The following is a 15,356-nucleotide window of genomic DNA, read 5'->3' on the forward strand; positions in this document are numbered from 1 at the left end:
TTCCGGATCGCGGGACGGTGGCAGGGACGGCGTCAGGCCGCCTGCTTCCACTGGCCGAGCGCGGCCAGGCCGTTGTCGCGGGCGCGGGCGTACACCGTCTCCTGCGCCTTGGCCCAGTTGCCCTGCATGTCCTGCGCCCACAGCTTGAGCGCGGCCTGCTGCATGGCGCGGCCGTAGGAGAACGACAGCGGCCACGGGTGCGGGCCCATCTGGTTCATCGCGTTCAGGTGCGCGGTCGCGGCCTCGTCGCTCTGGCCGCCGGACAGGAACACGATGCCCGGCAGGATCGCCGGCACCGCGGTCTTCAGGCACATCAGGGTGCTCTCGGCCACCTCCTCGACGCTGGCCTGCTCGGGGCAGTCCTTGCCCGGCACCACCATCGAGGCCTTCAGGATCGTGCCCTCGAGCATCACGTTGTGGTTGTACAGGGCGTCGAACAGCGAGCGCAGCACCACTTCGGTCACCTCGTAGCAGGTGCCGATGTCATGGCTGCCGTCCATCAGCACTTCCGGCTCCACCATCGGCACCAGGCCCTGCTCCTGGCACAGCGCGGCATAGCGGGCCAGGGCGTGGCTGTTGGCCTCGATGCAGGTGCCCGAGGGGATGTCCTCGCCGATGGTGATCACCGCGCGCCACTTGGCGAAGCGGGCGCCGAGCCTGGCGTACTCCTTCAGACGGTCGCGCAGGCCGTCCAGGCCCTCGGTCACGACCTCGCCGGGAAAGCCGGCCAGTGGCTGGGTGCCCTTGTCCACCTTGATGCCGGGGATGATGCCGTTGTCCATCATCACCTTGGTGAACGGGACGCCGGCCCTGGTGGACTGGCGAATGGTCTCGTCGAACAGGATCGCGCCGGAGATGTAGTCGCCGAGCTTCGGCGTGGTCAGCAGCAGCTCGCGGTAGGCGCGCCGGTTCTCCTCGGTGTTCTCGATCCCCACCGCGGCGAAGCGCTTGGCGATGGTGGCGGTGGACTCGTCGATGGCGATGATGCCCTTGCCCGGCGCGACCATGGCGCGGGCGGTGTCGGCAAGCTGTTCGATGCTCATGGGCGTGCTGGGGCGCGGGTGGGAAAGCGTGGAATTATACCCTCACCCCCATCCCGGCCTGCGCCCGCCGCCGCTGCGGGAGCGGGTGGGCGGGGACGGCGGGCCAAGGCCCGCCCTACAGGTCGCCCAGCCCCTCGGCCCGGCCGTCCGGGCCGACCTGGAGCAGGCGCAGGGTGTTGGTGGCCCCGTGCCGCTCCATGTGGTCGCCGCTGGTGACCACCACCCGATCGCCGGCGGCCAGCAGGCCCTGGCCGTACAGCACCCGCAGCGCCTCGCGCGCGGCCTCGCGCGAGCCCAGGCCGCGGCTGTCGAAGGCGATCGGGAACACGTCGCGCATCAGCGCCATGCGCCGGCGCGCGCCGGCGTGGCGCGAGAGGGCATAGATCGGCGAGGCCGAGCGGAAGCGCGAGAGGTAGCGCGCGGTGCCGCCGGACTCGGTCATGGCCACGATCGCGCGCACGCCGATGTGCTCGGTCAGGAACATCGCCGCCATCGCGATCGCCTGGTCGGCGCGCTCGAGGTTGCGCGGCGCGGCCTCGAAGTCGGTGTCGTGGTCGAACTGGCGCTCGGCGCCGACGCAGATCCGCGCCATCGCCTCCACCGCCTTCACCGGCCAGTTCCCGGCCGCGGTCTCCTGCGACAGCATCACCGCGTCGGTGCCGTCGATCACCGAATTGGCGACATCGAGCACCTCGGCCCGGGTCGGGATCGGCGAGTCCACCATGGACTGCAGCATCTGCGTGGCGGTGATCACGACCTTGTTGCGCTGCAGGGTCTCGCGGATGATCTTCTTCTGCAGGCCGGGCAGTTCGGCGTCGCCGATCTCCACGCCGAGGTCGCCGCGCGCCACCATCACCACGTCGGCGGCATCGATGATCCCGGCCAGGTTCGCGATCGCCTCGGCACGCTCGATCTTGGCCACCAGCGCCGCGTCGGAACCGGCCGCGCGCGCGATCGCCCGCGCCTCCTCGATGTCGGCGGCGTCGCGGCAGAACGACACCGCGATGAAGTCGGCCCCGATCCGCGCGGCCACGCCGATCAGCTCGCGGTCGCGCTCGGTCAGCGCGCCCAGCGAGAGCCCGCCGCCGTGGCGGTTCAGGCCCTTGCGGTCGGACAGGGTGGCGTCGTTGAGCACGGTGGTGACGATGCGCTCGCCCTCCACCCGCTCCACCTGCAACTGCACCAGGCCGTCGTCGAGCAGCAGGATGTCGCCCGTGCGCACGTCGCCGGGCAGGCCGAGATAGCTGATCCCGACCTGCGAGGCATCGCCCGGGGGCGCGTCCGCGCGCGCCACCAGGTCGAAGCGCTGCCCCGCCTGCAGCCGCACCCGGCCCTCGGCAAAGCGCTCGATGCGCAACTTCGGCCCGGGCAGGTCCGCCAGGATGCCGACCTCCACGCCGACCCGCTCCGCCGCCACGCGCACCGCCTGCGCGCGCGCCACCTGCGCCGACGGGTCGCCGTGCGAGAAGTTCAGCCGCACCGCGTCCACGCCGGCGGCGAGCAGCGCGTCGAGCACGCCCGGCCCGTCGGTGGCGGGGCCGAGCGTGGCCAGGATCCGGGTGCGGCGGCGGTGCGACATCGGGTGTTCCGGCGGAAAAACCGCGCTCACGCTAGCACGCGCGCGGGCGCATCCGGAACCGCGCCGCGGCGCAAACGATTGCAGCGCGGCTCAGCCCGCGCGCGCCTTCAGCGCCGCCACCGCCGGCAGTTCCTTGCCCTCGAGGAACTCGAGGAAGGCACCGCCGCCGGTGGAGATGTAGGAGACCCGGTCGGCGATGCCGTACTTGTCCACCGCGGCCAGGGTGTCGCCGCCGCCGGCGATCGAGAACGCGGACGAATCGGCGATCGCGCGGGCCAGGGCCTGCGTGCCCTTGCCGAAGGCGTCGAACTCGAACACGCCGACCGGGCCGTTCCAGACCACGGTGCCGGCCGAGGCCACCAGCGCGGCGTAGCGCGCGGCGGTCTGCGGGCCGATGTCGAGGATCATGTCGCCTTCGCCCACCGCCTCCACCGGCTTCACCGTGGCCGGCGCGTCGGCCTTGAACTCGGGCGCGACCACCACGTCGGTGGGCAGCGGGATCTCGGCGCCGCGCGCCTTGGCGTCGGCCATGATCGCCTTCGCGGTCTCGACCAGGTCCGGCTCGTACAGCGACTTGCCGACCGGCAGCCCCTGCGCGGCGAGGAAGGTGTTGGCGATGCCGCCGCCGACGATCAGCCGGTCCACCTTGCGCACCAGCGAGGACAGCAGCTCGAGCTTGGTGCTGACCTTGCTGCCGGCGACGATGGCCAGCAGCGGCCGCGCCGGATGTTCGAGCGCGCGGGCCAGGGCGTCGAGTTCGGCCATCAGCAGCGGGCCGCCGCAGGCGACCCGGGCGAACCGGATCACGCCGTGGGTGGAGGCCTGGGCGCGGTGCGCGGTGCCGAAGGCGTCCATCACGAACACGTCGCACAGCGCGGCGTACTTGCGCGCCAGGGCCTCGTCGTCCTTGCCCTCGCCGACGTTCATGCGGCAGTTCTCGAGCAGCACGATCCGCCCCGGCGCGACCTCGACCCCGTCCACCCAGTCGCGCACCAGCGGCACCTCGACACCGAGCAGCTCCGACAGGCGGCGCGCGACCGGGGCGAGCGAATCGGCCTCGCTCCACTGGCCTTCCTTCGGCCGGCCCAGGTGCGACATCACCATCACCGCCGCGCCCTGTTCCAGCGCATGGCGCAGGGTGGGCAGCGAGGCGAGGATGCGCTGGTCGGAGGTCACCCGGCCGTGCTCGATCGGCACGTTGAGGTCCTGGCGGATCAGCACGCGCTTGCCGCGCAGGTCGAGGTCGGTCATGCGGAGGATGGACATGGCGCTCCCGGGCCGGTCGGGCCGTGTGTGGCGGGGGGAAAGGCGCGCATTGTCCGGGCTGCGGGCGGCGGTTTCAAACGCGCCGGCCGGGCACCGGCCTCATTCGCTGACGCGATCGCGGCCGGCGCGCTTGGCCCGGTACAGGGCCTGGTCGGCGCGGGCGATGGCGGCGGCGAGGGCCGGCTCGTCCTCACCGGCGACGGCGACACCGATGCTGACCGTGAGCACGCCGTCCGGCGCGTCGGCATGCAGGATCGAGGCGCCGCGCACGGCCTGGCGGATGCGTTCGGCGACGCTGTGCGCCTGTGCGAGGTCGTCGTCGGGCAGCAGCACGGTGTACTCCTCGCCGCCGACCCGGGCCAGCACGTCGCCGCTGTCGCGCAGCGCGCTGCGGATCGCGCCGGTGACGCGGCGCAGCGCGACGTCGCCCTCGGGATGGCCGTAACGGTCGTTGTAGGCCTTGAAGCGGTCAATGTCTATCGCGAGCACCGCGACCGGACGGGAGCGCGGCGCGGGATTGCCTTCCAGTGCCCGCACCGCGTCCTCGAAGCCGCGCCGGTTGAGCGCGCCGGTGAGCGGGTCGGTGCGGCTGAGGTGGTCGAGCTTGGCCACCGCGCGACGCAGGTCGTCGGTGCGCTCGCGGATCTCCCGCTCGCGCTCGCTGACCACACGCTCGAGCGACTCGCGCAGGCGGCTCTGCTCCTGCAGGCTCAGCCGCACCTCGCGGTAGGCGGCGATCGCGCGCTCGCCGAGGCGGTTGAGCGCATCGGTCAGGGGCACCAGCTCGCGCGGCACGCCCGCGGCTTCGATCGGGTCGTGGTCCTCGTCGAGGGCGAACCGCTCCATCCGTTCGAGCAGCGCGTTCATGCTCGCGCCGAGCCGCCGCAACTGCCACCAGGCCGCGGCGAGCACGCTGCCCAGGAGCAGTACGCCGATGCCGACGGTCGTCAGCACCTGTGCCCGCGCCTCGGCGTCGAGGGTGCGCTTGGGCACGAACACCAGCAGCCGCCAGCCGCTCTGCAACGGCACCGCCACGGCGTAGGCGTCGCCGCCACCGGCGAGCACGTCGCGCAGCAGGGCGGCTCCATCGCCGTCGCGCGGCCGCGGCGGCAGCGCCGCCAGCGCCCGGTCCTGGACGCGCGTGCCGAGCCGGTCCAGCGGCCGATACGGCAGCCCGCGGGTCACGTGCACCACGGTGTCGTTGCGGTCCAGCAGCAGCACCTCGTAGCCGCGCTCATGCAGCCAACGGGTGTGCACCCCGGCGAAATCGGCCACCGCGATGGAGCCTTCCACCACCCCGTCGAACCGGCCCTGCGCCCACAGCGGCGCAGACACCCCGACCAGCGGATCGTTGCCGAGCACCCGGCCGCGGAAGGCGTCCAACACGTAGGCCTGCCCCGTGCGCGCCGGCACCTGGAAATAGGCGCGGTCGGCGACCGTGCGCCGCGGCGGTCCGACCGGCACCGAGGTCCGCACCGTGCCGTCGGCGTCGGTCACCAGCATGGTGCTGAAGGCCGGATAGAACCGCTTGATGCGGGCCAGGTCCGCGCGCCACAGCGCGACGTCGGCGGTGTTGCCCTCCTCGCTGCGGCGCGTGGCGATCAACTGCACCGCGGCGAGGTGGTCGCGCAGGAACTGTTCGACGTCGCCGGCCGAGGATTCGCCCACCGAAACCAGACGCATCGCGGTCTGCTCGCGGCGGATCCGGTCTTCCTGCCACAGCACCCATGCCGCCAGCGCGACCACTGGCAACACCACTGCCAGCACCAGCAGCCAGGCAAAATCCTTCCGCAGCGACCAATCGGTCCGACTCGGCACTCCGTCCCCCGTTCACCGTGGTCCCGGCCGGCCATCCTTGCGCCAGGTCCACCGTGCAAGCCAGTGCCGACGCTAGCGATGCCGGCGCCGACGTACCAGTACAACGGCGACCAGCGTCGCGAGCAGGACACTGCCGAGCAGCCACGGCCAGATCCGCGGCGGCGGCGGGGCGGCGGGAGGCGGGGCAGGCTCGAACGGCGCCAGCAGGCGCGGGCCGAACGCCGCCAGCGGCGCGCTGGCTGCAGCGACGGCCGGCGGCAGGGCCGCATGCCGCGCCACGGGATGTCCGGCGGCAAGCAGATAGGGCGGCGGGCCGTCGGCACGCACGATGAACCGCGGCGCCCGCCAGGCCAGCGTCAGGCCCGGCGCCGGCACCAGCGCGCGGCCGCTGCGTACGCGCCATTCGCGCGCGGTGACCGGCGCATCCAGGCGCACCGTCACGGGTTCGTCGCGGTTCCCGGTCGTCTCCACGCGCGCGGCCACGGTCCAGTCCGCCGTGTCCTCGCGGTACAGCACGAGCACCCGCTCCACCCGCGCGGTCGGGGCGAAACGAAGCCGCACCGCCTCGACCGCCAGCGGCGCCGGCAGCCGGTAGGTGTAGTCCATCACGCCGGCATCGCCCGCCGCGCCCTCGGCCGGGCTGCTGCTGGCCATGCGCAGCGGCCACCAGCCGGCAGGCGTATTCGAACCAGGCACCTGGCGCATCGGCAGGGGCCGGCCCTGGGCGTCGAACACCTGCAGGTCGCCGAAGGCCGGATCCTGCAGCAAGCGCAGCGCCTCCTCGCCCGGCTCGACCGCGAACAGCGGCGGCGTGCCCTCCAGGCGCAGGTGCCAGCGTGCGGCGTAGTCGTTGGGCGCGGCCGCGTGGAGGCCGCTGTTCCAGGCGAACAGCAGCGCCAGGCCGATGCCTTGCCACGGGCGCATGTCCCGATCCTCCGGACGAGGGTGCCGGCCCTAGCGTGCCACAGACCGGTCCACCGCCGCGCCCGCCAAACGCCGAAGCCCCGCGCGGAGCGGGGCTTCGGTCATGACGCGATGCGCGGGACGGCTTACTTCGCCGCCACCACCCTGGCCATCTCCAGGCACTTGTTGGAGTAGCCCCATTCGTTGTCGTACCAGGCCACGACCTTGACGAAGGTGGGATCGAGCTGGATGCCGGCCTCGGCGTCGAAGATCGAGGTGCGCGCATCGCCGACGAAGTCGGTGGCGACGACCTTGTCCTCGGTGTAGCCCAGCACGCCCTTCAGCGCGCCCTCGCTCTGCGCCTTCATCTCGGCGCAGATCTCGGCGTAGGTGGCCGGCTTGTCGAGCTCGACGGTGAGGTCCACCACCGACACGTCCGAGGTCGGCACGCGGAAGGCCATGCCGGTGAGCTTCTTGTTGAGCTCGGGGATCACCTTGCCGACCGCCTTGGCCGCGCCGGTGCTGGACGGGATGATGTTCTCGAGGATGCCGCGGCCGCCGCGCCAGTCCTTGTTCGAGGGCCCGTCCACGGTCTTCTGGGTCGCGGTGGCGGCGTGCACGGTGGTCATCAGGCCGCGCTTGATGCCCCACTTGTCGTGCAGCACCTTGGCCACCGGCGCCAGGCAGTTGGTGGTGCAGGAGGCGTTGGAGATGATCGCCTCGCCGGCGTAACGGTCGTGGTTCACGCCGTACACGAACATCGGCGTGTCGTCCTTCGACGGCGCCGACATGATCACCCTCGATGCGCCGGCGGCGAGGTGCTTGCCGGCGCTGGCGGCGTCGAGGAACAGGCCGGTGGACTCGATCACCACCTCGGCGCCGACCTCGTCCCACTTCAGGTTGGCCGGATCCTTCTCCTGGGTCAGGCGGATGCGCTTGCCGTTGACGATCAGGGTGTTGCCCTCGACCGCGAGCTCGCCCTTGAAGCGGCCGTGCACCGAGTCGTACTTGAGCATGTACGCCAGGTACTCCGGCTCCAGCAGATCGTTGATGCCGACGATCTCGATCGTGTCGCCGAAGTTCTGCACGGCCGAACGCAGCACGTTGCGGCCGATGCGGCCGAAGCCGTTGATGCCAACCTTGATCGCCATGGGGGCTCCTGCAGGGACGGGAAAGCCGGTTATTTTACCCCCTCCGGCCACCCCGTCCCCGCCCCGCATGCACCGCCTGCCTGCCCTGCTGTGCCTTCCCCTGTGCCTGCTGCTGAGCCCCGCCGCGCTGGCCTGGAGCGCGCTGGGGCACCGCCTGGTCGGGGAGCTGGCCCAGCGCCAGCTGGAACCGGCCGCCCGGGAGCAGGTCCGCCGCCTGCTGGCCGGCGAACCCGAGCCGACCCTGGCCGGCGTGGCCACCTGGGCCGACGAGCTGCGCGGCACCGATCTGGGCCGCAAGACCGCGCCCTGGCACTACGTCAATTTCCGCGGCGGGGACTGCACCTACGTGCCCGAGCGCGACTGCCCGAACGGCGACTGCGTGGTCGGCGCGATCGAACGCCAGCGCGCGATCCTGGCCGACCGCCGCCGGCCGCGGGCCGAACGCCGCGAGGCGCTGAAGTTCCTGGTGCACTTCGTCGCCGACGTGCACCAGCCGCTGCACGCCAGCCCGCGCGACGACAAGGGCGGCAACGACTTCCAGGTCAGCCTGCGCACGCCGCTGGAGCCGGAGGCCTATGCCCGCGACCGCTACCAGGACGGGGTGATGGGCACCAACCTGCACGCGGTCTGGGACTACTACGTGCTGGCCGCACGCGGGCTGGACCTGCCGGCGTACGTGCGGCGGCTCGGCGCGCGGCCGTGGCCGGCGGCACCTGCCGCATCGCCGCCGGCAGCGTGGGCGCAGGAGTCCTGCCGCCTGATCGAGGCGCGCGACCTGTACCCGCGCCGGCACAGGATGGACCACCGCTACCTGGACCGCATGCGCCCGCTCGCCGAACAGCGCGTGCAGCAGGCCGCGTGGCGCCTGGCGGCGCTGCTCAACGCGACGTTGCGTCCCTGAGCGCCTCCGCGGGCGGCACGCCGAGGCGCTCGCGCACCACCGGCTCCAGGCCTTTCAGCCCCGCCGCGCGGCCGAACGCGAGCGCCTGTTCCGGCGTCATCCCGCCGTGGCGCTGCATCGCCAGCGCCAGCAGCGCGCCGACCCGGTTGCCGGAGGCGCAATGCACCAGCACGGCGCCGTCGCTGCCCTGCAGTGCGGCCCACAGGGCGTCGGCCTGGGCGGGGGTGATGTCGGCCGCGCCGGCCACCGGCAGGTTCACGTAGCGCAGGCCGGCCGCCGCGACTTCGGCGGCCTCGTCGCGCCCGCCCATTTCCGCCTGCGGACGCAGGTTGATCACCGTGCGCACGCCGCGCGCGGCCAGCGCCGGCCAGGCTGCTGCGTCCGGCTGGCCGCCGGTCAGCAGACCGGGCTGCGGCTCGCGGAACGCGGCGAGCGGATCGGCCTGCGTGGCGGCCGGCGCGTGGCCGGCGGGCGGTTCGGCGCGGAGCGGCAGGACGGGCAGCAGCAGGGCGAAGGCGAATGCGCAGAGCAGGGAAAGGATGCGATGGGTCATCGGGATCTCCGGCCGTCGAGGCGGACAGGCAGCGGGCACGGGCACATCATCGCGCAACGATGCGCCGCCGGCGTGTCCGGCGCCCCATTCATGCACCGGCCTCGAAGCTCCGGTCGCCCAGCAGCACGCGGCCGTGGACGTCCTTGACCGTGACGTCCACCTCGATCCCTTCGCGCACGCTCTGGGTGACGATGCAGAACTGCTCGAACTGGGCCAGGATGCGCTCGAGCTGGCGGTGCGCCTCGCCGCCCTCGGCCAGGGTGAGCTCCACCGATGCCTTCGGGATGCGCCAGCGCCCTTCGGCGTTGCGCATCGGCACCGCCACGATCTCGGCGTGCAGCGTGCCCGGCGTGTTGTGGTACTTGCGCAGCGCGAACAGCAGGCTGGCCGAGAGGCAGTTGGCGAGCGCAGCGAGCAGCAGCCGGGCCGGATTCGGCCCCAGGCCGTGGCCCAGCGGCGGCGGCTCGTCGGTCAGCAGCGGCGCCAGGCCGGTGTCGTGGAAGCGGACGCGGAAGGCGTAGTCGCCTTCCTGCTCCAGGCTCACTCGGATCGGTTCTTCCATGCTCATCGTGGTCGCTACGGTCGGGGAAGGGGGTGCGGCGTTCAGGCCGCGCGCGCGGCCTGGCGCCTGAGCAGGCCGTAGTACAGCAGCGGGATCACCACCAGCGTCAGCAGCGTGCTGACGAGGATGCCGAAGATCAGCGACACCGCCAGGCCGTTGAAGATCGGGTCGTCGAGGATGAAGAACGCCCCCATCATCGCCGCCAGCGCGGTCAGCGCGATCGGCTTGGCGCGCACCGCGCAGGCCTCGATCACCGCGTCCTCGGCGCTGCGGCCTTCGGCCACCGCCTGGTTGATGAAGTCCACCAGCAGGATCGAGTTGCGCACGATGATGCCGGCCAGCGCGATCATGCCGATCATCGAGGTGGCGGTGAACTGCGCGCCCAGCAGCGCGTGGCCCGGCATCACGCCGATCACGGTGAGCGGGATCGGCGCCATGATCACCAGCGGCACGAGATAGCTGCGGAACTGCGCCACCACCAGCAGGTAGATCAGCACCATGCCGGCCGCATAGGCCAGCCCCATGTCGCGGAAGGTCTCGTAGGTGATCTGCCACTCGCCGTCCCACTTCACCGCGAATCCGCTGGTGTCCTGCGGCTGGGCGATGAACCTCTGCGCGATGCGCTGCCCGTCGACTGCGTGCTCGCGCAACTGGCCGACCAGATCGGCCATGCCGTACAGCGGGCTGTCGTGCGCGCCGGCCTCGTCGCCCGTCACGTACACCACCGGCAGCAGGTCCTTGTGGTGGATCGCGCCGTCCCATGCGGCCTTGCGCACCTCCACCAGCTCCGACAGCGGCACCAGTTGGCCCTGGCCGCCGCGCACGCGCAGCGCGAGCAGGCGCTCGGGCGTGGCCTGCTCGGACGCCGGCAGGCGCAGGCGCACCGGGCGCGGATACTTCGACGCCGCGTCCTGCAGGTACGTCGCGTCCATGCCGGACACCGCCGCCGCGAGCGCGTCGGCGATCGCCGCCTGCGGCACGCCCAGGCGCGCAGCGCGCTCGCGGTCCACCACCAGCACCTCGCGCGGGGCGTCGGCTTCGACGCTGGTGTCCACGTCCACGATGCCCTCGGTGGCGAGGAAGCGCTGCTCCAGCGCCTTCGCCACCTGCCGGCTGCGCGCGTAGTCCGGGCCGTACACCTCGGCCACCAGCGGCGCCAGCACCGGCGGACCGGGCGGCACTTCCACCACCTTGACCGACGCGCCGTGGCGGCGGCCGATCTCGGCGAGCGCGGGGCGCAGCGCGCGCGCGATCTCGTGGCTCTGGCGGTCGCGCTCGTGCTTGTCCACCAGGTTGACCTGCAGGTCGCCGACGTTCGGCCCGCTGCGCAGGAAGTACTGCCGCACCAGGCCGTTGAAGTTGATCGGCGCGGCGGTGCCGGCGTAGCCCTGGTAGTCGAGCACCTCCGGCACCGCGTCCACCGCGGCGGCGAGCTCGCGCAGCAGCGCGTCGGTGTCCTCGAGCGTGCGGCCCTCGGGCAGGTCCACCACCACCTGGAACTCCGACTTGTTGTCGAACGGCAGCATCTTCAGCACCACCCAGCCGAAGACCGCGAACGAGGCGGCCAGCGCCACCAGCCCGGCCATGCCGGCGAACAGCCAGCGCCGCCGGCGCGCGCCGCGCTCGCGCTCGAGGAACGGCCGCATCACGCGCTCGAACAGGCGGTGCAGCCAGCCGGCCTGGCGCTGCTCGTGCTCCGCCGCATGCGCGCCGCCATGGCGCGACAGCAGCTTCAGCGACAGCCACGGGGTGACGATCAGCGCGATCGCCAGCGAGATCAGCATGCCGGCCGAGGCGTTGATCGGGATCGGCCGCATGTACGGACCCATCAGCCCGGACACGAACGCCATCGGCATCAGCGCCGCGATCACGGTGAAGGTGGCGAGGATGGTCGGGCCGCCGACCTCGTCCACCGCCAGCGGGATCGCCTCGCGCAGCGACTTGCCGCCCGCGCTCATGTGGCGGTGGATGTTCTCCACCACCACGATCGCATCGTCCACCAGGATGCCGATCGAGAAGATCAGCGCGAACAGCGAGACGCGGTTGAGGGTGAAGCCCATCGCCCACGACGCGAACAGGGTGAGCGCGAGCGTCAGGATCACCGCGCTGCCGACCACGATCGCCTCGCGCCAGCCGAGCGCGAACAGCACCAGCAGCACCACCGAGCCGGTGGCGAACACCAGCTTCTGGATCAGCTTCTGCGCCTTGTCGGTGGCGGTCAGGCCGTAGTCGCGCGTCACCGTGACGTGCACGCCCTCGGGGATCAGCTCGCCTTCGAGCTGCGCCAGCCGCTGGCGCACCGCGCCGGTGATGTCGGCGGCGTTGCTGCCCGGCTTCTTGGCGATGGCGATGGTCACCGCCGGGGCCGTGCCGGCCTTCGGGCCCTCGCGGCCGGCCGGCGTGCCGTGCCAGGCATAGCGCGCGGGCACGTCGCCGGCGGCGCGCACCTCGGCCACGTCGGACAGGCGCAGCGGCTTGCCGCCGGCCAGGCCGATCACCAGGTCGCGCACCAAGGCCTCGTCGGTGAGGAAAGTGCCGGCGGTGACCGGCGTCGCGCCGGCGGGGCCGACGCGTTCGCCCAGATGCCGCACCGCGTTCGCCGCGCGCAGCGACTGCACCAGGTCGTCCACGGCCAGGCCATAGGCGGCCAGCCGCGCCGGGTCGAGCGTCACCGCGACCACGCGGTCGGGCGCGCCGATGGTGTAGACGTCGCGAGTGCCGGGGATGCGCTTGAGTTCGGTCTCCAGCGTGTGCGCGATCTCGGCGAGTTCGGTGGCGCTGCGCCACGGCGCGCCCTGGCGCGCCGACGGTGCGTCGTCGTCGGTCCACAACGTCAGGCTCATCACCGGCACGTCGTCGATGCCCTTCGGCTTGATCAGCGGCTGGCCGACGCCGACGCCGGGCGGCATCCAGTCCAGGTTGGAGAAGACCTGGTTGTACAGGCGCACGATCGCCGGCTGGCGCTCGACGCCGACTTCGTATTCGACGGTGAGCACCGCCATGCCCGGGCGGCTGACCGAATAGACGTGCTTGACGCCCTCGATCTCCGCCAGCTTCTGCTCCAGCGGCGTGCTGACCAGCTGCTCGACGTCGCGCGCGCCCGCGCCGGGGAACGGCACGAACACGTTGGCCATGGTGACGTCGATCTGCGGCTCCTCCTCGCGCGGGGTGATCAGCACCGCGACCAGGCCGAGCAGCAGGCCCATCAGCGCCAGGATCGGCGTCAGCGGATTGGCCTGGAACGCGGCGGCGAGGCGGCCGGACAGGCCCAGCCGGCTGCGCGTCGTCGTGTCAGTCATCGCCCGCCTCCGCGTTGCGCTGCGCGACCAGCGCCTGCACCGCGGCGACCGGATCGCGCGCGATGCGCTCGCCCGGCTTCAGCCCCGACAGCACCTCGACCCGGTCGCCGAACGTGCGGCCGGGGCGCACCTGGCGCAGCGCGATGCGGCGCCCGGCCACGACGTACACGCCGCTGACCTCGCCGCGCTGCACCAGCGCCGTGCGCGGAATCGCCAGGATCGGTGCGCCGGCGCCGGCGATCGGGAACACCACCTTGGCGGTGCTGCCGGGACGCGGCGCGTCGTCCAGCGCCGGCAGCAGCACCCGCACGCCGACGCTGTGCGTGGCCGGGTCCGCGGCCGGGAACACGATCGTCTGCGCCGCGTCCACGCGGCGGCCGTCGGCGAGCACGATCGCGGCGCGGCCCGCCTTGCGGATCACCGCGGCGTCCGACTGCGGCACCTGCACCTCGATCCGCAGCGCGCCCGGCGCGTGCACGGCGAGCAGCGGCTGGCCCGGCGCGACCGCCTCGCCCGGCTCGACGTGACGCGCATGTACCACGCCATCCAGCGGCGCGCGCACCACGGTGTAGGCGGCCTGCTGCCCGGCCTGGGCGAGCTGCGCGCGGGCGGCGTCGCGCGCGGCCACCGCGGCATCGCGCGCGGCGCGCGCCTGGTCGAGCTGGGCGCCCGAGACGTAGCGGCTTTCGGCCAGCGCTGCGTAGCGGCGGTAGTTGGTCTCGGCCTCGGCCGCGGCGGCCTCGGCGGCACGCAGCTGGGCGCGCGCGGTGTCCACGCCGGCCTGCTGCTCGACCGCGGTCAGGCGCAGCAGCACCGCACCCGCGCGGACACGGTCGCCCACGTCCACGGTCACTTCGGTGACGCGGCCGGCGGTCTGCGCGGCCAGGTCGGCCTGGCGCACCGCCTCGACCACGCCATCCCAGGCGCGGCCGCCGCCGTCCGCCGCGGTGCCGACCACGATCGTCTCCAGCGCGGGCGCCTCCCGTGCCGGCGTCTGCGGCGGCGTCCCGCCGCAGGCGGCCAGCGCCAGCGGCAGCAGGGCGGCGGCGAGCAAGCGCATCGGCTTCATCGTGTCGCCACCGCCGTCACTTGAACTGGCAGCCGGCCGGCTGGCCGCGGCCGACGCCGAGACGGCGCAGGACCATCGCCGCCGGGCAGAACCCGGTGAACGCCGACTGCAGCAGGTTCAGGCCGACGAACGCGGTCAGCAGCCACCACCACGGCGAAACCAGCTGGGTCAGCGCCAGGCTGACCAGCACCATCACACCGGCAAACGCCATCACGGCACGCTCGAGACTCATGGCGGAACTCCTCGCAGGGATGTGGATGCGGCCTGCCGTGCCCGGGATGCGGACGGTCGTCGTCCGTCGTCCCGGGTGCGCCGCATCCGACCGCGCGCCCGGGCACTGCCCCGATGCTGCCTCCCCCCTCCGGTCGGGGTGTTGACCCGGGTCAAGGAGCGCCGGCATTGCCAATAGATTAGTTATTGCTTATATTAGTGTCAACTGATATTTGAGGAGCCGTTCATGACCCTGTCCGTCCGCGACCTCGTCGCCCAGGCCCGCAGCCGCATCAGCGAGGTGGATCCCGGGGCTTTCGTGGAGGCGGCACCCGGCGACGTGCTGATTGACGTGCGCGAGCCGGCCGAATACGCCGCCGGCCACCTGCCGGGCGCGATCAACATTCCGCGTGGCGTGCTCGAGTTCGAGATCGAGGCCCATCCGGCCCTGGGTGGCGTGACCGATCCGGCCCTGGCCGACCGTACGCGTCCGATCACGCTCTACTGCCGCTCGGGCGGCCGCGCCGCACTGGCCGCGCAGAGCCTGCAGCAACTCGGCTTCACCCGGGTGCGCTCGCTCGCCGGTGGCATCATGGCGTGGACCGCCGCCGGCCTGCCCGTGATCGCCCGCTGATCCTGCCTCCATGTCGCGCCGTTCCGTCCCCGCCCTCGACCCCGAACGCATGCGGGCGCATGCGGGCGACGCCGCGCGCCTGCTGAAGGCGCTGGGCAACGACAAGCGGCTGATGATCCTGTGCCTGCTGGTCGAGGGCGAGCGCTCGGTCGGCGAACTCAACGCCGAGCTGGACCTGAGCCAGCCGGCGCTGTCGCAACACCTGGCGCTGCTGCGCGAGGACGGCCTGGTGCGCACCCGGCGCGAGGCGCAGACGATCTACTACTCCATCGCCGACGGCCCCGCGCAGCGCGTGCTGGAGACGCTGCACGCGATCTACTGCGGCCCGCGGTCGCGGTGCGGGCAGCGCTGAGGCGCGCGGCCGCGAC

General features: G+C 72.8%; 14 protein-coding genes. 3 read left to right on the forward strand and 11 right to left on the reverse strand.

The window, feature by feature from the left end:
- Nucleotides 1–32: 32 nt before the first annotated feature.
- From FPV26_RS04650 to gap, 6 genes are all read right to left on the reverse strand, one after another.
- Nucleotides 33–1,043 (reverse strand): class I fructose-bisphosphate aldolase, encoded by a 1,011-nt coding sequence (locus tag FPV26_RS04650; protein ID WP_147652555.1) that lies wholly within the window; start codon nucleotides 1,041–1,043, stop codon nucleotides 33–35.
- A gap of 115 nt (nucleotides 1,044–1,158) precedes the next feature.
- The gene (gene pyk / locus FPV26_RS04655; protein WP_147652556.1) at nucleotides 1,159–2,622 is read right to left on the reverse strand and encodes a pyruvate kinase; all 1,464 of its coding nucleotides are present in this window, start codon (nucleotides 2,620–2,622) and stop codon (nucleotides 1,159–1,161) included.
- Between the two features lie 90 nt (nucleotides 2,623–2,712).
- Entirely contained in the window at nucleotides 2,713–3,888 is a 1,176-nt protein-coding gene (locus FPV26_RS04660) for a phosphoglycerate kinase (RefSeq protein WP_147652557.1), read from the reverse strand.
- Between the two features lie 99 nt (nucleotides 3,889–3,987).
- The gene (locus tag FPV26_RS04665; RefSeq protein WP_147652558.1) at nucleotides 3,988–5,706 is read right to left on the reverse strand and encodes a sensor domain-containing diguanylate cyclase; all 1,719 of its coding nucleotides are present in this window, start codon (nucleotides 5,704–5,706) and stop codon (nucleotides 3,988–3,990) included.
- A gap of 72 nt (nucleotides 5,707–5,778) precedes the next feature.
- Nucleotides 5,779–6,630 carry a DUF3999 family protein gene (locus FPV26_RS04670; protein ID WP_147652559.1) on the reverse strand — a complete coding sequence of 284 codons (852 nt, stop codon included), beginning with the start codon at nucleotides 6,628–6,630 and terminating at the stop codon, nucleotides 5,779–5,781.
- A gap of 125 nt (nucleotides 6,631–6,755) precedes the next feature.
- A complete protein-coding gene (gene gap / locus FPV26_RS04675) occupies nucleotides 6,756–7,760 on the reverse strand; it encodes a type I glyceraldehyde-3-phosphate dehydrogenase (RefSeq protein ID WP_147652560.1) in 1,005 nt (334 codons plus the stop codon).
- 67 nt (nucleotides 7,761–7,827) lie between these two features.
- Here gap and FPV26_RS04680 point away from each other — a divergent pair, with 67 nt between their 5' ends.
- Nucleotides 7,828–8,661, forward strand: a complete 834-nt coding sequence (locus tag FPV26_RS04680) for a S1/P1 nuclease (RefSeq protein WP_181952556.1) — start codon at nucleotides 7,828–7,830, stop codon at nucleotides 8,659–8,661.
- Here the strand turns inward: FPV26_RS04680 and FPV26_RS04685 are convergent.
- From FPV26_RS04685 to FPV26_RS04705, 5 genes are all read right to left on the reverse strand, one after another.
- A complete protein-coding gene (locus tag FPV26_RS04685; RefSeq protein ID WP_147652561.1) occupies nucleotides 8,639–9,214 on the reverse strand; it encodes a protein tyrosine phosphatase family protein in 576 nt (191 codons plus the stop codon). The two genes, FPV26_RS04680 and FPV26_RS04685, sit on opposite strands and share 23 nt — an antisense overlap.
- A gap of 88 nt (nucleotides 9,215–9,302) precedes the next feature.
- Nucleotides 9,303–9,776 carry an OsmC family protein gene (locus FPV26_RS04690; RefSeq protein ID WP_246109207.1) on the reverse strand — a complete coding sequence of 158 codons (474 nt, stop codon included), beginning with the start codon at nucleotides 9,774–9,776 and terminating at the stop codon, nucleotides 9,303–9,305.
- Between the two features lie 41 nt (nucleotides 9,777–9,817).
- Nucleotides 9,818–13,075 carry an efflux RND transporter permease subunit gene (locus FPV26_RS04695; protein ID WP_147652563.1) on the reverse strand — a complete coding sequence of 1,086 codons (3,258 nt, stop codon included), beginning with the start codon at nucleotides 13,073–13,075 and terminating at the stop codon, nucleotides 9,818–9,820.
- Nucleotides 13,068–14,135 carry an efflux RND transporter periplasmic adaptor subunit gene (locus tag FPV26_RS04700; protein WP_246109208.1) on the reverse strand — a complete coding sequence of 356 codons (1,068 nt, stop codon included), beginning with the start codon at nucleotides 14,133–14,135 and terminating at the stop codon, nucleotides 13,068–13,070. The genes FPV26_RS04695 and FPV26_RS04700 overlap by 8 nt, the downstream gene beginning before the upstream one ends.
- Nucleotides 14,136–14,160: 25 nt before the next feature.
- Nucleotides 14,161–14,376 carry a YgaP family membrane protein gene (locus FPV26_RS04705; protein ID WP_147652565.1) on the reverse strand — a complete coding sequence of 72 codons (216 nt, stop codon included), beginning with the start codon at nucleotides 14,374–14,376 and terminating at the stop codon, nucleotides 14,161–14,163.
- A 225-nt stretch (nucleotides 14,377–14,601) separates the two neighbouring features.
- Here FPV26_RS04705 and FPV26_RS04710 point away from each other — a divergent pair, with 225 nt between their 5' ends.
- Nucleotides 14,602–14,988 carry a rhodanese-like domain-containing protein gene (locus tag FPV26_RS04710; RefSeq protein WP_147652566.1) on the forward strand — a complete coding sequence of 129 codons (387 nt, stop codon included), beginning with the start codon at nucleotides 14,602–14,604 and terminating at the stop codon, nucleotides 14,986–14,988.
- Nucleotides 14,989–14,998: 10 nt separating this feature from the next.
- The gene (locus tag FPV26_RS04715; protein WP_147652567.1) at nucleotides 14,999–15,340 is read left to right on the forward strand and encodes an ArsR/SmtB family transcription factor; all 342 of its coding nucleotides are present in this window, start codon (nucleotides 14,999–15,001) and stop codon (nucleotides 15,338–15,340) included.
- The last annotated feature ends 16 nt before the right edge of the window (nucleotides 15,341–15,356 follow it).

The sequence above is a fragment of the Vulcaniibacterium gelatinicum genome (assembly GCF_008033445.1).
In the GTDB taxonomy this organism is placed as follows: Bacteria; Pseudomonadota; Gammaproteobacteria; order Xanthomonadales; family Xanthomonadaceae; genus Vulcaniibacterium_B; species Vulcaniibacterium_B gelatinicum.